The organism is Paenibacillus brasilensis (genome assembly GCF_009363115.1).
GTDB lineage: Bacteria > Bacillota > Bacilli > Paenibacillales > Paenibacillaceae > Paenibacillus > Paenibacillus brasilensis.
The window spans coordinates 1229470-1248783 of record NZ_CP045298.1 but is presented as its reverse complement, the minus strand read 5'-3'; the positions used below and the strand labels follow the sequence as shown (position 1 = coordinate 1248783).

Below are 19314 nucleotides of genomic sequence, written 5' to 3'. Positions count from 1 at the left end.
ACAAAACAAACCGCGTAAGCAGCTAATCCTGGTCAGGCTGCTTTGCGGTTTATCTTTTTGAAAGGATGATTCATCAGACACTAAATATACAAAAATTTAGAAGCCTGCTCAGTATCAACTGAATGATCAGCTATTAATCCCGAAGTGACAAACATTTTTCCGTCTTTTGCTATGATAATTCCTTCAATATTTTTTTCGGCATTCAATCGTTTTATGCTTATATTGGCTGAATCGGCAAATCCCAGCGTTGTCCAAATCTCGCCGGCAACAGAATTGTCGGAGATGATTGTTACGCTTGCAATGTCATTCTCTAATGGATAACCAGTTTTTGAATCAAGGATATGGTGATACTTATTATTTTCTTGATGAAAGTAACGTTCGTAGATACCTGAAGTGACCACGGATCGATCCTTAGTTAGTACAGCTCCAATAATATTCCCTCTACTTTTGAAGGGATTTTGAATGCCTACATGCCAATAACCATCTCTCTGTACCGGTGAAGATCCGATGGATAGGACATTACCGCCTAAATCAATAAGCCCATTTTTAACTCCGTGTTCAATAAAGTATCTTTTTAGTTGATCAGCAAAATATCCTTTAGCAATAGCGCCTAAATCAATAACCATACCTTTTTCCATTAAATAAATGGAGTGTTGGGAATCGTTCAGTTCAATTTTTTGGGGATTTATTAGTGATAAACAATCACGAACTTCTTCTTTGCTGGGTAACCTTGCATTTTTAAATCCAATATTCCATAACTTTACTAAAGGACCAATAGCAATATTAAAAATACCATCAGAATTAATACTTACCTCTTTTCCTAATTTAACTAAATCGTATAAATCTTCACCAACTGTTACAGCTTGAATGCCAGAGTTTTGATTTACTTCAATCAGTTCAGAGTAAGTTTTGTTGATGGTATAACGAGATTCAAATTTTCTTAATATATTTAGAGCTTGATTTAGCAAGTAATCCCCATCTTCATGATAAATGCACAAATTAATAATTGTCCCCATCATTTGAAAGCATTTTGAGTGTTTGTTCATTTCCGAAATCGGTTCCTTTCTATGTGTCTAGTCTTATTATACTACAAATAAAAGTTGACCGGTCAGAATAAATTTTGTATAACTAAGTTAATGCAATTTATACAAAGGAGACGATTTTATGACTGCAACGTTTCAAGCATTAGTTGTTGAAAAAAACGACACATTCTCAGTCGGTGTCAAAAAAGTTTCATTCGAGCAATTGCCTGCAGGAGAAGTTTTGATAAAAGTAGCATATTCCAGTGTAAATTATAAAGATGGTTTGGCAAGTATTCCGGAAGGAAAAATTGTTCGGTCGTATCCTTTCATACCAGGTATTGATTTGTCAGGTTACGTAGTTTCCTCCTCTGACCCTAGATTTCAAGAGGGACAGCAGGTTTTGGTCACCGGTTACGAAGTAGGTGTATCACACTACGGTGGATTTAGCGAATATGCGCGTATTCCAGCAGATTGGATTGTGCCCCTTCCAGCTGGATTGACATTAAAAGAAGCCATGATTTACGGAACGGCTGGTTTTACTGCGGCTTTATCCATTATGCGTCTGGAGGATAATGGAGTATCACCCGACAAAGGAAAGATTTTGGTTACGGGAGCAACTGGTGGTGTTGGCGGTGCAGCTGTGTCCATGCTGCATAAGAAAGGCTATCAAGTAGTCGCCAGCACAGGGAAATTGGATGCTACTGATTATTTGAAATCGCTCGGAGCAAGCGATGTTATCTCTCGCGAAGATGTTGTCGAAAACAGCGGCAAGCCGCTCAATAAACAGCAATGGCAAGCTGCTGTTGACTCTGTAGGCGGTAATATGCTCGCTACTATTTTGAGCAAAATCGAGTATGGAGGTTCCGTTGCTGTTAGTGGCTTGACAGGAGGGACAGAAGTGCCGACAACTGTTCTGCCGTTCATCTTACGTAGAGTTAATCTTTTAGGTATCGACTCCGTTTACTGCTCTGCAGAACGAAGAACCAACTTATGGAAACTCATGGCGCAAGATTTAAAACCGGAGCGGTTGGAAACGCTGGTGGATCGTGAGGTATCTCTGCAGGAACTGCCTGAGGCGTTTTCCGATATTTTGAAATCTAAAACTCTTGGTCGCATTCTGGTGCATGTGTCTCAAGATTTATAAACCATAATTGAAAAAATTGATGACCGGTATTTTCCAAATCAAACCATATGTAATTGCCCTTGATTTGTTCCCGTGATCATGCTATATAATTTTTTGTAATTATGAAAATTTTATGTAAACAAAGACTAGAAAGCAATCGATTTAGCGGGGGGAATTGCAAGGAATGCTAGAGAAGTGGATAGAGACAGTGAATGGCATCATCTGGAGTAATCCAGTGGTGTATGTCTGTTTGGGAGTAGGATTGTTATTTTCAATTATGACTCGCTTCCTTCAAATCAGGCATCTTAAAGAAATGATCCTTTTGGTATTCAAAAGAAAGAGTTCCGAGGCAGGTGTATCCTCCTTTCAGGCTTTTACAATGGCGCTATCGGGTCGTGTAGGGACGGGTAATATAGCAGGTATTGCCTTGGCTATCGGCATGGGCGGACCGGGGGCGATATTTTGGATGTGGGTCATGGCTTTTATCGGATCGGCTACAGCCTTTGTTGAATCCACACTGGCTCAAATATATAAGGTAAAGCGCGATGGTCTGTACCGTGGCGGCCCAGCCTTTTATATCGAAAAAGGAACAGGCTTAAAATGGTTTGCCGTCATTTTTGCGGTTGTCGCGTTGGTGGCTATGTGTTTGCTTTTGCCGGGAACCCAATCGAACTCAATTGCCGTAGCATTCCATAGTTCGTTTGGAATGAATATGAAAGTCTCAGGGGTTCTATTGGTCATTTTGCTGGCGCTTATTATTTTTGGCGGTGTAAAAAGGATTGCCAATGTCGCTCAGGTTGTCATTCCGTTTATGGCACTCGGCTACATTCTCGTTTCTTTCTATATTATGATGACGAATATTACTGCGTTGCCCGAAGTATTTTCGCTGATTTTTCGCAGTGCCTTTGGTGTGGATTCTGTGTTCGGCGGTATGGTAGGAACGGCTATTGCTTGGGGCGTAAAGCGGGGGATTTATTCTAACGAAGCCGGTCAAGGCTCTGGTGCGCATCCCGCGGCCGCTGCGGAAGTCTCCCATCCGGCAAAACAGGGGCTGGTTCAGGCATTTTCTGTGTACGTAGATACCTTTTTGGTCTGTACGTCTACGGCTTTTATGGTTTTGTTTACAGGTATGTACAACGTAAAGGGACCCGGCGGTCATTTTATTGTGCAAAATCTTCCCGGTGTTGAAGAGGGGACCCAATATACGCAAGCTGCTATTGAGTCGGTATTTCCGGGCTTCGGCTCCAGTCTGCTGGCGATTACATTGTTCTTTTTCGCGTTCACAACCATTATCTCTTATTATTATATCGCTGAAACAAATATGGCATATCTCGTTTCCGACCATAAGGCCAAATGGCCCATGTTCATCCTAAAACAAGTCAAAGGTGGCTCCATTGGAGTCATCTTTTTTCGTTATCTTGCCTTTACATTCCAAAAGGGGTACATATGTTCACCATTTGGTTTATAATTTAGACATAGATATGTGGAGGCCACATTGCACGAGAGAGGTGATTTTAATGGCAATATCCAATTTGTCTATAACTGACGACAAGTGGAGAGCTATTGTGGAAAATGACAAGTCTTATGACGGCGTATTTTGGTACGCCGTGAAGACAACAGGAATATTTTGTCGTCCCTCCTGCAAATCCCGCCCTCCCAAAAGAGAAAACATTCGTTTATTTAAAACAGCAGAGCAGGCTTTGGCGGAACAGTTTCGACCATGCAAAAGGTGCAAACCAACAGGACAACGTTTGCCTGATCATGAATGGATAGTATGGGTTACAGAATATGTGAATTCTCACTATATGGAAAATTTGACATTGCACATTCTTGCTGAGATGAGTCATGGAAGCCCGTATCATTTACACCGTACCTTCAAGCGGATTATGCATAAAACCCCAATGGAATACATTCAGAAAACCCGATTGGAGCAAGCGAAGAAGCAGCTCATTGGCTCGGATAAGTCCGTGGCGGAGGTAGGGAAGAGCGTAGGTTTGTCCAATACTCCTTACTTTATTACGTTATTTAAAAAGAACATGGGCTGCACTCCTTTGCAATATCGTCAGCTCCAATCCAAACAAGCACAAAATGGAGGTATACAGTATGGCAAATCAAAAAACGAATAAGACAATCTATTGGTCATTGTTGACCCATGAGGATTGGAATTTATATATTGCAGCTACATCTGGAGGATTATGTTATGTAGGCTCGCCCAATCAACCTGTAGCTGAATTGATTTCATGGGCAGAGAATCGGTTTCCCGGCAGTTCTTTAGTCGAGGACGTTGCGTCCTTACAGCCCTACGCCAAGGAGCTGATTGAATATCTCCAAGGAGAGCGTACAAGCTTTACCATTCCTTTTGACTTTCAGGGGACTGCATTCCAAATGGCGGTTTGGAACGCCCTGTGTAATATTCCGTATGGGGAGACACAATCCTATTCAGACATTGCCCATGCGATCCAAAAGCCTGCCTCTGTTCGTGCGGTGGGAGCTGCTATCGGTGCTAATCCGATTTTGATTACCATTCCATGCCACCGGGTTATCGGCAAAAATGGGGCTTTGACCGGATATCGTGGCGGTTTGGACATGAAGGTAAAGCTTTTGCAGCTTGAACAAGGCTAATGATGAAAAATAAGTATTTTTACAAAAATCCCAAGACGCTTCTGAATAAAGGGACAGGCTTCCTGTCAGGGTATACACACTCGTTGAACCCGTATACAGGCTGTACCTTTGGCTGCTCGTATTGCTATGTGCGCCAGTTGCCAGTCTCCACGTTCCGGAAGGAGGCTTGGGGGACTTGGGTAGATATCAAAAATCAGGCTGCAGATATTTTTAGCAAAGAGCTTCGCAGGGCCAAATCGAAGGGGAAAGTCACGATTTTTATGTCATCCAGCACAGACCCTTACCAACCTGTCGAGTACAAGGAAGAGGTGACCCGTTCATTACTGAAGGTGATGGTGGAAGATCCGCCGGATTTCCTGTTTGTGCAGACGCGCAGTCCACTGGTACGGCGGGATATTGATTTGCTGCACCGATTAGAAGGCCGCGTACGGGTGAGCATGACGATTGAAACAGATCGCGAAGATATCCGCAAGCATTTCACACCGGATGCGCCTCCCATTCAGGCCCGTTTTAAAACATTGCAGCTGTTAAAGGAAGCAGGAGTACCGGCACAGGCCACAATCGCTCCGATGCTTCCAAGCAGTGAGCATTTTGCCGATAAGCTTTTGCCTCTGGTCAACCGTGTCTGTATTGATGATTACTTTATGGGAGACGGCAGTGGGGGAAGGCGGACACGAAGCTTAAATATCGGTGCGTTATACGAGTCATTGGGGCTGGAAGACTGGTATCACCCGGCCGCCTATAAGACGGTGTATGAGCGTTTTCTTCATGTTTTCCGGGAAGAGCAGCTCTACGTGAGCAAGGAAGGATTTATACCTGATTTGGGTTGAAGAGGGGGAACCGATGCAAACCGTAATGACCAAAAACTTTGACTATGGGCAAAAGGAAATCCATTATTTACAAAACGCCGATCCCATACTTGGTGCAGCCATGTCGCAAATGGGTAAGGTGGAACGGTTGGTCATTCCCGATCTGTTCGCCGCGCTCGTTCATGCCATTGTTGGACAGCTTATTTCTGCCAAGGCAGTTGAAACCATATGGGCAAGAATGCAGGAGAAGTTAGGCGCGATGACTTCACAAAATATAGCCATCCAGGCCGCTCAGGATATTCAAAGCTGTGGCATAACCATGAAAAAGGCCATATGTATCCTGAACATAGCCCAAACGATAGAGCAGGGCTTACTGGATTTACAGGAATTATATGAACTCTCCGATACGCAGGTGATCCAAAAGCTGTCCTCGCTGCAGGGGATAGGCCCTTGGACGGCTGAAATGATGCTGATTCATTGTATGGAGCGTCCAGACGTCGTCAGTTGGGGCGATATCGCTATTCGGCGGGGAATGATGAAGCTGTACAATCTGGATACGCTTACCAAGGATCAGTTCGAGGAGTATAGAAGAGTTTATTCGCCCTATGGGTCGGTAGCCTCGATTTACTTGTGGAGCATTTCATTTCGTTAGTTTAAGGATCAGGGAGCGGAGATTATTGGAAAAAACAATCAGAGAACAAATACTGTCATACGTAGATACGGACTTTCAGAAATTCACGGCTGCATTGCTTCCGACCATTGATAATGTACTGGGCGTACGTCTTCCTGTGCTGCGTAAGCTGGCTCAGGATATTGCTAAAGAAGATTGGCGTCTTTACCTGAAAACTGCTGAAAGTGAATATTTTGAAGAAGTGATGCTGCAAGGTATGGTTATTGGCTATGTGAAAACGGATATAGAGGAAGCGTTAAGTTATGTTACCACGTTTGTTCCTAAAATTGACAATTGGTCAGTATGCGACAGCTTTTGTGCCGGATTGAAGTTTACGAAAAACCATAAGGAACGGGTATGGGAGTTTATACAGCCCTATTTATTCTCCAAGAAAGAGTATGAAATCCGGTTTGGCGTGGTCATGCTTCTCAATTTTTATATTGAGGAACCGTATATTAACCAGGTGCTTGAATTACTGGATCAGACACATCGTGAGGATTATTATGTACAAATGGCGGTAGCATGGGCGATATCCATCTGTTTTATCAAGCTGCCGGAGATTACGATGAATTACTTGCAAAACAGTACATTGGATGATTTTACGTTCAATAAAGCACTGCAAAAGATCACAGAATCATACCGGGTGGATCAGGCAACCAAAACGATCATTCGTAATATGAAGCGAAAAAGAAAATAGGATTAAAGGATAGGAGCAGCAGTCGGATACGCACTTTGCTTTTTCTGGAATCTAATATTAAAATGGAAGTAACTTTCGAAAAGGAGATGACGTGAATTGGCAGAGCAAGTGCGTATTGGCAAAACAGATTTATATGTAAAACCAATCGGTTTGGGTGCAAATGCAGTGGGAGGACATAATCTTTTTTCCGGTCTGAACGACGAAACGGGCAAAGAGGTCGTTCGCACAGCTTTGGATAACGGCATCAATTTTCTGGATACGGCTTTTTTTTACGGACCTGAACACTCGGAACGGTTGATTGGTGAGGTATTGAAAGAACGTGGTAATCGTGATGAAGTGGTGATAGCGACCAAGGGAGCACACAAATTTGTGAATGGACAGGTTGTTTTTGACAACTCACCGGCATTTTTGCGTAACTCAGTCGAATCCAGTCTGAAAAGATTGCAAACGGATTATATTGATTTGTTTTATATTCATTTCCCGGACGAAACAACGCCGAAGGCAGAAGCGGTCGGAGAACTGAAAAAGCTCAAGGACGAGGGTAAGATTAAAGCGATTGGCGTATCTAATTTCTCCATTGAACAGCTGAAGAATGCCAATAGCGACGGCTATGTAGATGTGCTTCAATCCGAATATAATTTGCTCCAACGTGAAGCGGAAAAGGAACTGCTGCCTTACACCAAGGCTAATGGCATTTCATTCGTGCCTTATTTCCCGTTGGCAGCCGGCTTGCTGGGTGGGAAATATACGAAGGATACAACCTTCACGGATATTAGAGTGAACAATCCATTGTTCCAGGGAGAAACATTTGTCCGCAATCTGGAAAAGGTGGAGCAGGTGCGGCAGATTGCCAATGCATTACATGCTGAGGTGGCTCATGTTGTGCTCGCATGGTATTTGACGCGCGACTCGATTGATGCCCTCATTCCAGGGGCGAAAAAGCCGGAGCAGGTGCTGGAGAATTTGAAAACATTGAATGTCCAACTGAGTCAGGCAGATATCGACAAGATTGATCACATTTTCAAATAACAGGCTGGACTCTTATTAACATTCTCAGCAAGCATATATTTTTCCATCACAGGAGCTGCCGGACGGGCGGCTTCTTTTTTGTGTGTCGTTCGCATATTCTTGTAGGGTAAGTTCATCGCTGCGGGGGGATCGAATGATGAGAAGACCGCAATGGTACAGCGGACCCAACAGAAGGCGACGCGGCAGACGCAGAGGATTTTTTATTGTGGTACTGGCGCTGCTGGTAGTGATCATACAGGCCGCTGCTTATGTGGAGCAGCATTTGAAGCCGCCCATGATGCATTTGGCAAAAGTACGGGTCAAGCAAATGGCGACAGAGGCTATCAATTCAGCGATTACGGCACAGGTAGAGCAGGGCGAGACGGCTGATCATCTGATCGAATGGAGAACGGATGCACAAGGGAGAACGTCCGGTTTTTCTCTGAATTATGCGGAGCATATGAGAATTACGTCAAATACGCTCAAAGCAGTCAAGGCCACTATGGACAGCATGAGCCATTTTGAGGAGAGCGTTCCAATCGGTCAGGCATTGGGCAGTCCGCTGCTGGCCACATATGGCCCGAAGGTTCCACTAAAGGTGGAGCCGCATGGAGCAATCAAGGTGGATTTAGACACGCGTCAACAGGATGCGGGGATTAACATGATCTTGGTGGAGGTGTACATTCGGATTACGACGGAGGTGTCTGTAGTCATCCCGTTTGAGATGCAGCCTCAGATTGTGGAGACAGAAATCCCGGTATCTTATTTGCTGGTGGTGGGCAATGTTCCGATGTATTACTATGACAATCAGGGCAAGCCCATTGGTAAAAATGATACATCCGCTCCACAGCTGGCGCTACCTCCACATACGATAGAGAGCGGCGGCACTCCAGATTCCGGTATAGAGAGTGTTCCAGCGGTACAGGAAGAGGAAAATTCCATCCGTCAGTCTCAAACACCATAAAGCAGAGGGGGCCTTATGAGGAGGCCCCTTTTACTTTTCCTGTTTGTGCTTTGCGCTCGGTCTGCTCCCACTGTCTTAATAACGGATACGGATCGTAGGACCAATCGTTCCAGCCATTGTCCCGATATATACCATAGTGCAGATGCGGTGGAAACTTGCCTTGGGTACCCGGCTTTCCGTAGCCCGAGCTTCCGACCCAGCCAACCGTCTGCCCAGGCTCAACGATATCCCCTTTGTGGATAGTTTTATCAAAGCCAGAAAGATGTGCATAGTAGTGATAGCGGTTGTTGAGATCTCGAATACCGATCCGCCATCCTCCGAATGGATTCCAGCCCTTCATTTCCACTACGCCGTAGCAGGTACTGCGAACCGGAACTCCGTAGCCAGCAAACAGATCAGTCCCTTCATGTATACGGTAACCGCCCCAACTGCGACGACTTCCCCAAGTACTGCGATAGCTGTAGAGGCTGCTTAAAGGAAGCGGAAAAGCTTGACTGTTCAGATTCAGCCTGCCATAGGTCCGATATAGCTTGGCAAACTGCTGAACTCTTTGCACTGCGCGGCTGTTATGGTAATATTCCCATACGGCAATACCAAATTCATCCTCATTGTTCCCATATTTTCCGAGATAAGAAGCGATGCTATACAGTAAGTCCTTGTCATTATCGCGGTCAGCAATCCCATCGCCTGAACCATCTTGTCCCAGCCCTGAAAATATTTCAATGGAGCGCGGATTTTGATCATCCGAATCGGGGTTCATCAGGCCGGCCCAGATAGGTCCTGTAATAAAAATACCCGTGATCCGTTCCATATGCTTGCGATCTTTGGGATGAGCCACCGTAAGTGTACGTTCATATTGATCGACCGCAGCCAGCCTGTACCAAGGAATCCCTGTCAGGGCTTCGATGGATTGATATAAGGCAAGTCTTGACGTATACAATGAAGACTGAGATGGAGGAGTATTCACTGTTGCTTTTGGGGTACTTCCAGATGACGATGGTTGTAATTGCTCGTCATAGGCATAAGCAGGAAGCGGGCGGGATGTTGTCAGCGTAATTGCACATAACAGCAGTGATAACAGACGAACAGTGCGGGCTGTCCGCGTAAGATAAGGCACGTGAATCAACCTCCTAATTGAGGGTTTGATCACCCTGGTAAATTCTGATTATGATCCATTCATGAGCAGAAGCGCTTTGGTTTAGATTGAGCCATATGTACTGCTTTTATCCATATAAAGAATTTACTTTTCCGGCATCAATGTTATATCAAATAGGGAACAATGAATGGAGGTTTTTCCATCGCTTTCATGCTATAATGTAAGGCAATGACAGCTTAAGCTCACCAGAAAGAAGGTCTATACCATTGTCTAAAAAAGTGAAGGAAGCAAAACCCGACTGGATTCGTATTAAACTTACGACAGGCGATAACTACCAGGAAATCAAGAGCATGATGCGTTCCAAGACATTACATACCGTATGTGAGGAGGCACGATGCCCTAATATATATGAATGCTGGGCCAACAGGACAGCGACATTTATGATTTTGGGTGATATTTGTACGCGTGCGTGCCGTTTTTGCGCAGTGAATACGGGGATGCCTACGGAGCTGGACCTGCAGGAGCCTGAACGTGTTGCGGAAGCAGCTGAAAACATGAACTTGAAGCACTGTGTTGTAACCAGTGTGGCTCGCGACGATTTGAAGGATGGGGGCGCCACTATATTTGCAGAGACAGTTCGTGCCATTCGCCGCCGACTGCCTTTATGCAGTGTAGAAGTATTAATTCCCGATTTTATGGGCGATATTGAATCGCTGCGGATCGTTATGGATGCCAAGCCGGATATTTTGAATCATAATATTGAAACTGTGGAGCGTATGTCCGACAAAGTACGGGCCAAAGCCAAATACCATCGCTCTCTGGAACTGCTCCAACGTGCAAAGCAATTAAATCCGTCCATTCCGACCAAATCAAGCATCATGTTGGGTGTCGGAGAAGAGTGGGACGAGATCCTGCAAACCATGGATGATCTGCGAAAAGTTGATTGTGATATTATGACAATTGGACAATATCTACAACCAACCGAAAAACATTTATATGTACAAAAATATTATCCACCGGAAGATTTTGCGAAGTTAAAGGAAGAGGGATTACAGCGGGGATTCAGCCACGTCGAATCCGGTCCGATGGTCCGCAGCTCCTACCAAGCGCATGAGCAGGTGAAGTCCGCCGCTCAGCATAAGGAAAAAAGCGCCCTTTCGCAGGCTTGATCCGGGAAAGGCGGTTAGATTAGCTTGTTTCAAATCGGTGGTAAAAACTATGAAGTGTTGCAGGATCACAAGAACGGGTGGAATCCCGAAGCGTTTCGTGATCGATATAGTGAAGTGCTGGACCGTTATGATTATATTATTGGCGATTGGGGTTACAATCAGCTGCGTCTGAAGGGTTTTTATCGAGATGGGCATCCCAAAGCCAATAAGGATACATCCATAGTGGTACTGGACGATTACATTAATGAATACTGCAATTTCGGCTGTGCCTATTTTGTGCTGCAAAAAAGCCGTGAGGTGCTCAACAAGAACGAAAGCAATGAAGAATCCATTTCCCCAGATATCCAACAGCTGGTGGATGCTCAAAAGGAACAAGCGGGAACGATAGAAGCCGAAGAGCAGCAAGAAATATTGCAGCATACAGCTGGAGAACGGGAATGGACGCCATCGCAGCAGGATTCCACGATAACGGAGGAGCTGCGAGCGGAGCATCCACGTGAAGCTCGCGAAAGTCGCCTACCCAGAGAAGGTCGTGAAGGAAACCGGCAGCGTGAAGCACGTGAATTGCGTCAGCCGAGAGAACCGCGTGAAGTAAAGGACGGACGTAATCCGGGAGAAGGCCAGCAGGCTCGGGAGCCACGGAAACAGCGTCAGCAAGGGAATTTCGATAAGAAGGAAGCCCGTGGATCACGCTTTGAGCGCCAATCCAAGGAAAACAGGGAGGGGCGTCAATCCCGTGTTTTGCGTGATTCCGATGGCCAACGTCAGGCGGAGTCTGCTGTCAGAGTCGAAAAAGCTGAGATTAGCAAAAAGAATAAAACATTCATAGCTCCACAACAAAACGGTTCCTGAGTTTCAGGAACCGTTTTGTTTGTAAGTAAGGGCGATATCTTTAGGGTGAAAGTCCCGAACCTCCTACTCGATTAAAAAAAGAGCCGAAGTCGGCTCTTTTACAGGTTCTAGTTGAGAAAAGCGTTGCGTACCCGATCCCAAAAGGGAAAAGGACGATAACGGGCAAAGCTGATTTTTTGACTTGAAACCTGACAGCGAACTGAGATCAGATCGTCCACAGGAAAGTTCAAGTGATCTACAGTCAATAAAAGACGCTGATCCTTTCGCGAAAAAATATCACAATGGTGGTGTTTGGGCAGAAGCAAAGGAGATCCCAGCGTGCGATACACACGGTTATTAATGGAAGCGATCTCCGTTAATTGCAATGCTTCAATGGTTGGGTGAACCATCGCTCCGCCGAGTGCTTTATTATAGGCGGTCGTTCCGGAAGGCGTAGAAACGCATATACCGTCACCACGGAACATTTCAAAGGTAATATCGTTAATATCTACCTGGGCAACAACAGTGCCATCTACGCCTTTTAACGTAAATTCATTCAAGGCGATAAAAGAGGCATTTCCAGACTTTTTGTGAATTTCCAATTCAATCAGCGGATACTTGACGATTCTCGGGTTAAGCGGTCCCTTAGATCCGCTTTGGCTCATGAGGTTGATTAGCTCCTCCAGCTCGTCCGCACGCCAATCAGCGTAAAAGCCCAGATGACCGGTATGTACACCAACAAAGGCAATATCCGGAATTCGGTCGATGAAGGTATGAAATGCATGAAGCATCGTACCATCGCCTCCAATAGACACGACGATTTCCGGCGATTCGGCATCCAGCTTGAAATTCTTTTCTTGGGCAAGACGGTGAAATTGCTGACTCAAGTCCATGGAGTGCTGATCCCCGCGATCCAGAACATAATATCTCAAGATGAAAAGCTCCTTTGTCATGGGTATATATACCGATCATAATCAATTATGAGCAAGAACACAATCGTTCATTGCCTGTATGTTCTTCTGAGCCGTGCGAATAAGTGACTTGTTCCGACGCTCAAGCAGGAGAGGGTCAGCATCCCTGCCAGCAGGCAGGCAAGGAACAGAAGGCTTTGCAACAGCATGGCAGACGAAAAGCCGGGAGACCATGCGATATCATATATCGGGTGAAACACAGGCGAGCTTCCTTGGCCCATTAGTGGACGCCATAACAAGAGAGCCAGCAGTGCCGAGATAACACCGTGCGCAGCCCGAGCCAGCAGGAACGGCATATACCGCAGATTCGTCATATTTAAAATACTTGCGACCTGCGCATGAACGGACAGCCCGCCCCAGGAGAGAATAAAGGCTGCTGCGGCTACCTTGAACGGTAACGCCGCTCCTGTGGCTTCACCTGCGGCTTGTGCCCCTAGCGTAACCTCGAAAATACCACCCACAATGGACTCCGTTAACGTAGGAGGAAGACCGCATGCAGTCAATAAGCCTGCCGTAAGCAGACGAAGCCCGCTCATTAAACCTGAGTTCGTCAAAGCCTCCAGAATGACGCAGAAGAATACAACCAGCCCCCCTACGACAATAATAAGACGTAGTGAGGAAGTAATCGCCTGACGGAGCAGCTCGCCAAACGGACGCCCATCTTCCAAGCGTGCTGCATGCATGGCATACAGGGCTTGACGCATCTGCCCAGGCCGCTGTGCCGGAGAAGCTTTTGTCTTTATTTCCAAGATGCTGCCGAACGCTGGTTTAGGTTGCCTGCTATGAATATCGGCATTCTCTGAACGGCTACCGTGGAAGCGCATGAGCAGGCCGATGAGCAGCACACCACCGTAATGGGCTGCGCCCAGCACGAGTGCAATTTCCGGCTGATGGAAGAAGCCAACGGAAACCGCGCCGATCAGAAAGATGGGATCAGAGGAAGTCGTAAATGCGACCAAGCGCTCTCCTTCAATGCGGGTAATCCATTTTTGTTCCCACAGCTTAGCTGTTAGTTTGGCCCCAATCGGGTAGCCGGATGCACAGCTGACAGCAGCAACAAAACCTCCGCAGCCAGGTACGCGGAATAAAGGCTGCATTAGCGGGTCCAGCAGTGCACCAATGAAATGAACAATCCCGAAACCGAGGAGTAGCTCGGAAATTACAAAAAATGGGAATAAAGAAGGGAAAAGCACGTCCCACCAGATTGCAAGACCCCGAAGTCCGGCATTCAGTGAAGACTGCGGGTGCGCGGCCATAAGCACAAATAGGGATAGCAATGCAAGAATGAGCAGAGGAAGAGAGTAACGACGGTACAGCGACATAGAGGCCCCTCCTTTGGAGTTGTACTATTATTCCTATGTTTGGGCTGGACAAAGAGTACAAAAAAATAAAGAAAGCGATTTCATGGAAGGCTGTATTTTTGTAAAGAGTATGCTAAAATAGGAAAACAACGATCCATAATCTTAAGGATGGAGTGATCAGGATGAGTATCGTTGCCGGTTTGCTTGTATGTGCTTTTGTGTATGTTATTCGTGTCTCTCGCGTTCATCCCGGTGAAGAGGATTGGCGAAGTTATTAGTAGAATGAGAAAAATGATAAGATGGCGCTTATTTTAGCGTCATTTTTTGTTTTTTGTTATAATACGGGTGTATATTTATTACCATAGCACAGAAAGTTGGGGAAAAGTGAATCCTAGCCTGAGCATTTATGACAACCTTGGGGGAGCGGAAGGCGTTCGTGCTATTATTGAAGCCTTCTACCCGAGAGTTTATAAAGATCCGTTGTTAAGTCCCCTGTTCCCTGAAGACATGGAACCTGTAAAGGAAAAACAGTTCATGTTCCTGAGCCAGTTTTTTGGAGGACCGTCACTGTTTTCCGATGCATATGGTCATCCGATGTTACGTGCTAGACATATGAAGTTTCCCGTAACGGAGGAGCGAGCAGAGGCATGGTTGTCTTGTATGGCGGGTGCGTTAACGGATGCGGGCATTGAGGAGCCGCTTCGTTCTATTATACTTAACCGTTTGTCTGGTCCTGCGCATCATTTTGTAAATACCCCGTAAGCTTACGGGGATTGCCGAATTTTGGAGAGGGTTGTAAACACATTGGAACTTGAACCGTTATATCAGATTAAAATCGTTTGCCCGCATTGTGAACAAGATTTTCAGACATCCCGGGTCAGACCAAGCCTGAAAAAGGCCATTCGTACTGACTCAGACTTTTGTGCGTATTACAAAAATGAAAATCCCGACTTTTACGTTGTCCGGGTCTGTCCTCATTGTGGCTTTACTTCGACAGAGCATTCTACCGTTCAGCTGAGTGATCAGCAAAACAAGTTATTCAAAGAAAAAATTGGTAACCGCTGGCAGTCTCGTGAATATGGCGGTCACCGTAGCTGGGAAGATGCGTTAGAGACGTATAAACTGGGTCTACTCTGTGCGCAGGTGATCGGAGAAAAGGAACGGGTGATATCCAGTCTATTGCAGCATATCGCATGGATGTACCGATACCAGGGAAATGAGGAACAAGAGCTTCGTTTTCTCCAATTTAGTCTGGATTCTTACATCCGAGTCTATGAGCTGGAGGGTGTCGGAGCGAATAATGCCAAGCTTCTCTATCTGATTGGAGAATTGCATCGGCGTATAGGTAATTTTCATGAAGCGGTACGCTGGTTTTCGCGGGTTATTAATGATAAGAAAATTATGGATGCAGCGATGATCCGTGCTTCCCGTGAACAATGGGCTGTGCTGCGAGAGCAAATGCTGGCTAAGGATATCAGTTTGCCGGAGGAAATGCAGGGCGCAAGCTCTTCTTGAAAAAAGAAAGGTGTGTACTATGGCCGCTTTAGGCTCATGGTTCACACCTTGTTTTTAATACGAGTTATCTTGTCTTATAAGTTGTCTTACAACTGCCTCATGAATTAATGATGGCGAAGTGTGGTGTCTGACAGCAAATAATCGCCGTCACAATCCACCAAGGTTATCTTGTTATGGCAGCACGGGAACACAAGCAGCTTTTTCATACCTTCATGGATGAGCTTTAGCTCTTTTGGCTTCAGGGGTAGCAACACATTCTCATGGTCACAAAACGGACAAGACTGTACATAAACGTCTCCCATGACAATGTCGTAAGGCCAGGTTTTGTCAAAAGGAATCATGATTTGTCCGACTCTCCGCCGTTCGGGTCAATGGTTTCTTCTTTAGCCAGTTCGGCCAGCTTTTGCATCAAAATGTGCTGGGGTGTATGCATAAGGTGTTCCAGCGGAATGCCAAGCTTTTCGGATAATTTCACAGCCGTTTCCGGCGAAATTTGTAAGGGTCTCATCCTGTATTCCTCCCAATTGTAGTGATTTTATCATCACGATGTAGCTTTATTGTATATGAAACCACATCAATTCGCCAAAAAGAAAGGTGGAACTATTATGAAAACACCGTTAAAGCAAACATGGGATCTGGAATCTATATTCAGCGGAGGCTCCTCCTCAGCTTCATTTCATGCATTTTTGGAGGAACTGGAGGGCAAAGTTCAACAGTTGCAATCTCAGCTTAAAGCTGGGAAGGTACCGCAAACGGTATTGGATACCGAGCGTCTGGATAGTGTGCTGAATAGCTTACAGGAGCTGTTTAATGGGGCCTCACAGGCAGGCTCCTTCATTTCTTGTCTCACTGCTCAAAATCAGCATGACAAGCTTGCTGTCCAACTGGGGGCACGCGTGAACACACTGTACGCACAGGGGAAAAGTGCTTTGGTATCCTTTCAGAACCTGTTGGCACAAACGAGTGAAGACATTTGGCAGAAGTGGATGGAGCGTGAAGCCATCAAGCCGATATCTTTTGTCCTGACTGAATACCGAAACGAAGCGCGGGAAAAAATGGCTCCAGAGCTGGAGAGCCTTGCATTGGATTTGGGTGTAGACGGCTACCATGGCTGGGGTGACTTTTATGATACAATTGTCAAAAATATGACAATCCCTGTACCGGAGAATGGCGAGATCGTAAATCTGTCTGTTGGGCAAGTGGCTAATAAACTGGATGAAGCGGACCGCAGCGTGCGTCAGGACGTGTTTGCACGTTGGGAAGAGGCATGGACTCAGGTAGAGGACTACTGTGCGGATACGCTGAATCACCTGGCAGGCTTCCGTCTCAAGTTATATGAAAACCGGGGCTGGACAGACGTGCTTAAGGAGCCGCTGGAAATCAGTCGTATGTCAGCGCAGACGCTCGATACCATGTGGCAGGTTATAAATGAAACGAAGCCAATTGTGGTCAAATATTTAGAGCGGAAGGCGAAATTGCTGGGGTTAGAGAAACTGTCCTGGCATGACGTTGAGGCTCCATTGGGAACATCAACCACTAAAATCCCATACGACGATGCAGCCGTAACAATTGTGGAGCAATTCGGTAAATTCAGTCCAAGAATGGCTGATTTTGCCCAAATGGCTTTTGAGAAAAGCTGGATCGAAGCAGAGGATCGTCCAGGAAAACGTCCGGGTGGCTTCTGTACATCCTTGCGACTGAGCAAAGAGACCCGGATTTTTATGACCTATGCCGGATCACCATCCAACGTTTCGACACTGGCCCATGAATTGGGACACGGATATCATCAGCATGTAATGAACGAATTACATCCGTTGAATCAAAATTATGCCATGAACGTGGCAGAAACGGCATCGACGCTGGCAGAACTTATTGTGTCAGATGCTTTGCTGGAAGCTGCCGAAGGTCAGGAGAAGGTAGCTTTGCTGGAGGATAAAATCCAGCGCGGTGTAGCCTTCTTCATGAACATTCATGCTCGCTTCCTGTTTGAAACCCGTTTTTACGAATTGCGGAAAAAAGGGATCGTAGGAGCGCAGCAGTTGAGCGAGTTAATGGAGCAAGCGCAACGTGAAGCATTCAGCGGTGTTCTGGATGAGGTGCACCCTCATTTTTGGGCATCCAAGCTGCATTTCTATATTACGAATACGCCATTCTACAATTTCCCGTATACATTCGGGTACATGTTCAGTGCAGGAATTTACGCTTTTGCGAAAAAGAATCCTAATGGTTTTGCCGATCAGTATGATGCTTTACTACGTGATACAGGTCGCATGACAGTGGAAGAATTGGCATCCAAGCATTTGGGTACTGATCTAACACAGGCCGACTTCTGGCGTAATGCTGCGCAAGTTACCATTCAGGATGTTGAGCAATTTTTGCAAATGACAGAATAACAGATATATGCTTCAAGCTGGTCTCCCGCAAGGGAGGCCTTTTTTGTACTTATTGCAAAAAATGAAGAATAACGTCACAATGTGTCGAAGCGTTATAAATATTACCTATTGGTGAAATTTGAATTAGTGGATATACTTAGAAAATAGTTATAAATACCCATTTATGTTGATTTTGATTGTAACATTAAAAATATTCACATATAATTGAGCCGTAAGACCTATTAAAAATTTGAAAACAGGTATATAGGAGGGCTTTTATGATGGATGATTTAGGTCAATTCTCGTTAATAAGGCAGCTGGATATCGTTTTAAAAGAACTGGATAATGAACTGGCGGGTTTGTCGTCAGGCATCGTATTTGTACAAATACGCAACAATGTGATTGGAAAATTTGGGATCAGACATAATCCTATTGCTGGGAAAGGTGGCACATTTGCCGCAGTAGAGCCGGGTTTATCTCCGAAGCATCGTGAGGATTTTCGCCGTATGGCCTTGGACACGTTAAATCACAAGCGTAGCTGGACCCACGGTGAGATTGCTTTTGATTTTGCTGTCAGACAGGGGACTATTCTGGTGGATGCCACGCTGGAATCAAACTATAACATGGCGAATCTCATGATCCGTTATAACAAGCCTACATACCGAGATCGAGCGGCCAATTCGGAATAATCATCCATAAAGGAGTAAAAGGAAAGGCGGTCTTCCTAGGAAGACCGCCTTTATTATATGCCCGTCATAACGCGCATTTTGTTAAATTACTTTGTTAAATTACAATGAACGGAATGCTCATGTGGAATAATGACGCTTATTGACCTGAACGACCTGATAATTGCTGTTCGGCCAGCTGTACTAAGCGTTTAGTGATATAGCCTCCCAGAGAACCAGCTTCACGGGATGGCATATCACCATAGTAACCGTCTGCCGGAATGGTGATGCCCAGTTCTTGCGCAGCTTCATATTTCAATTGTTGCAGTGCGTTGTTGGCTTGAGGAACGATTAGCGTATTGCTGCGACGGCCTCTACCTTGATTGCCTTGATTAGCTTCATACATGTGTAGTCACCTCCTTCGGCTGTGATGAGGTTAGTATGCGACAGTGTTATGAAAATATGCGCCGAAGGAAGGA

The 19314-nt window shown here is 45.5% G+C and carries 21 protein-coding genes and 1 pseudogene; 15 read left to right on the top strand and 7 right to left on the bottom strand.

The genetic code is table 11. From position 1 onward, the window contains the following. Positions 1-80: 80 nt before the first annotated feature. On the bottom strand, positions 81-1046 hold the full coding sequence (locus GCU48_RS05805; protein ID WP_152379385.1) for an FAD:protein FMN transferase: 966 nt from the start codon (positions 1044-1046) through the stop codon (positions 81-83). 118 nt (positions 1047-1164) lie between these two features. Here GCU48_RS05805 and GCU48_RS05800 point away from each other — a divergent pair, with 118 nt between their 5' ends. The 9 genes and pseudogenes from GCU48_RS05800 (at position 1165) to yunB (ending at position 8915) form a co-directional block, all read left to right on the top strand. Further along, positions 1165-2166, top strand: coding sequence for an acrylyl-CoA reductase family protein (locus tag GCU48_RS05800; RefSeq protein ID WP_152379384.1), 1002 nt, complete (start codon positions 1165-1167; stop codon positions 2164-2166). A 163-nt stretch (positions 2167-2329) separates the two neighbouring features. Then, positions 2330-3526 (top strand): annotated as a pseudogene (locus tag GCU48_RS05795) (alanine/glycine:cation symporter family protein); the annotation flags it as partial. 136 nt (positions 3527-3662) lie between these two features. Further along, complete coding sequence (locus GCU48_RS05790; RefSeq protein WP_152379383.1) at positions 3663-4271, top strand: bifunctional transcriptional activator/DNA repair enzyme AdaA; 609 nt, start codon at positions 3663-3665, stop codon at positions 4269-4271. Further along, positions 4249-4767, top strand: a complete 519-nt coding sequence (locus GCU48_RS05785; RefSeq protein ID WP_152379382.1) for a methylated-DNA--[protein]-cysteine S-methyltransferase — start codon at positions 4249-4251, stop codon at positions 4765-4767. The genes GCU48_RS05790 and GCU48_RS05785 overlap by 23 nt, the downstream gene beginning before the upstream one ends. Before the next feature lie 2 nt (positions 4768-4769). Further along, a complete protein-coding gene (locus GCU48_RS05780) occupies positions 4770-5597 on the top strand; it encodes an SPL family radical SAM protein (protein ID WP_152382115.1) in 828 nt (275 codons plus the stop codon). Positions 5598-5610: 13 nt separating this feature from the next. Then, the gene (locus tag GCU48_RS05775) at positions 5611-6228 is read left to right on the top strand and encodes a DNA-3-methyladenine glycosylase family protein (protein ID WP_152379381.1); all 618 of its coding nucleotides are present in this window, start codon (positions 5611-5613) and stop codon (positions 6226-6228) included. A 25-nt stretch (positions 6229-6253) separates the two neighbouring features. Then, complete coding sequence (locus GCU48_RS05770; protein ID WP_025719988.1) at positions 6254-6943, top strand: DNA alkylation repair protein; 690 nt, start codon at positions 6254-6256, stop codon at positions 6941-6943. Between the two features lie 96 nt (positions 6944-7039). Beyond that, positions 7040-7972: an aldo/keto reductase gene (locus tag GCU48_RS05765; protein WP_152379380.1), complete on the top strand. Its 933-nt coding sequence runs from the start codon at positions 7040-7042 to the stop codon at positions 7970-7972. 136 nt (positions 7973-8108) lie between these two features. Continuing rightward, positions 8109-8915 carry a sporulation protein YunB gene (gene yunB, locus GCU48_RS05760; protein WP_370881032.1) on the top strand — a complete coding sequence of 269 codons (807 nt, stop codon included), beginning with the start codon at positions 8109-8111 and terminating at the stop codon, positions 8913-8915. A 13-nt stretch (positions 8916-8928) separates the two neighbouring features. Here yunB and GCU48_RS05755 read toward each other — a convergent pair whose 3' ends face one another. Then, positions 8929-10032, bottom strand: a complete 1104-nt coding sequence (locus tag GCU48_RS05755; protein WP_152379379.1) for a M23 family metallopeptidase — start codon at positions 10030-10032, stop codon at positions 8929-8931. Positions 10033-10277: 245 nt separating this feature from the next. Here GCU48_RS05755 and lipA point away from each other — a divergent pair, with 245 nt between their 5' ends. Both lipA and GCU48_RS05745 read left to right on the top strand, forming a co-directional pair. After that, on the top strand, positions 10278-11180 hold the full coding sequence (gene lipA / locus GCU48_RS05750) for a lipoyl synthase (protein WP_025720001.1): 903 nt from the start codon (positions 10278-10280) through the stop codon (positions 11178-11180). A 24-nt stretch (positions 11181-11204) separates the two neighbouring features. Then, positions 11205-12032: a YutD family protein gene (locus tag GCU48_RS05745; protein WP_152379378.1), complete on the top strand. Its 828-nt coding sequence runs from the start codon at positions 11205-11207 to the stop codon at positions 12030-12032. 107 nt (positions 12033-12139) lie between these two features. Here GCU48_RS05745 and GCU48_RS05740 read toward each other — a convergent pair whose 3' ends face one another. After that, the gene (locus GCU48_RS05740; RefSeq protein ID WP_152379377.1) at positions 12140-12943 is read right to left on the bottom strand and encodes an NAD kinase; all 804 of its coding nucleotides are present in this window, start codon (positions 12941-12943) and stop codon (positions 12140-12142) included. Between the two features lie 68 nt (positions 12944-13011). After that, positions 13012-14304 (bottom strand): sporulation integral membrane protein YlbJ, encoded by a 1293-nt coding sequence (ylbJ, locus tag GCU48_RS05735; RefSeq protein WP_152379376.1) that lies wholly within the window; start codon positions 14302-14304, stop codon positions 13012-13014. A gap of 363 nt (positions 14305-14667) precedes the next feature. On the opposite strand from ylbJ, the gene GCU48_RS05730 reads away from it, so the two are divergent. Together GCU48_RS05730 and GCU48_RS05725 are read left to right on the top strand one after the other, a co-directional pair. Then, a complete protein-coding gene (locus GCU48_RS05730; protein WP_152379375.1) occupies positions 14668-15045 on the top strand; it encodes a globin domain-containing protein in 378 nt (125 codons plus the stop codon). 42 nt (positions 15046-15087) lie between these two features. After that, a complete protein-coding gene (locus GCU48_RS05725; RefSeq protein WP_208811957.1) occupies positions 15088-15798 on the top strand; it encodes a DUF2225 domain-containing protein in 711 nt (236 codons plus the stop codon). A 104-nt stretch (positions 15799-15902) separates the two neighbouring features. On the opposite strand, the gene GCU48_RS05720 is transcribed toward GCU48_RS05725, so the two are convergent. Continuing rightward, on the bottom strand, positions 15903-16139 hold the full coding sequence (locus GCU48_RS05720; RefSeq protein ID WP_025720008.1) for a hypothetical protein: 237 nt from the start codon (positions 16137-16139) through the stop codon (positions 15903-15905). Further along, on the bottom strand, positions 16136-16306 hold the full coding sequence (locus GCU48_RS05715) for a YycC family protein (RefSeq protein ID WP_081752189.1): 171 nt from the start codon (positions 16304-16306) through the stop codon (positions 16136-16138). Before GCU48_RS05715 ends, GCU48_RS05720 begins: the two co-directional genes overlap by 4 nt. A gap of 97 nt (positions 16307-16403) precedes the next feature. Between GCU48_RS05715 and GCU48_RS05710 the strand changes: the two genes are divergently transcribed. Together GCU48_RS05710 and GCU48_RS05705 are read left to right on the top strand one after the other, a co-directional pair. Further along, a complete protein-coding gene (locus tag GCU48_RS05710) occupies positions 16404-18191 on the top strand; it encodes a M3 family oligoendopeptidase (RefSeq protein WP_152379373.1) in 1788 nt (595 codons plus the stop codon). Between the two features lie 260 nt (positions 18192-18451). Next, positions 18452-18859: a hypothetical protein gene (locus GCU48_RS05705; protein WP_025720011.1), complete on the top strand. Its 408-nt coding sequence runs from the start codon at positions 18452-18454 to the stop codon at positions 18857-18859. A gap of 136 nt (positions 18860-18995) precedes the next feature. On the opposite strand, the gene GCU48_RS05700 is transcribed toward GCU48_RS05705, so the two are convergent. Further along, a complete protein-coding gene (locus tag GCU48_RS05700; RefSeq protein WP_025720012.1) occupies positions 18996-19241 on the bottom strand; it encodes an alpha/beta-type small acid-soluble spore protein in 246 nt (81 codons plus the stop codon). Between the last annotated feature and the right edge of the window lie 73 nt (positions 19242-19314).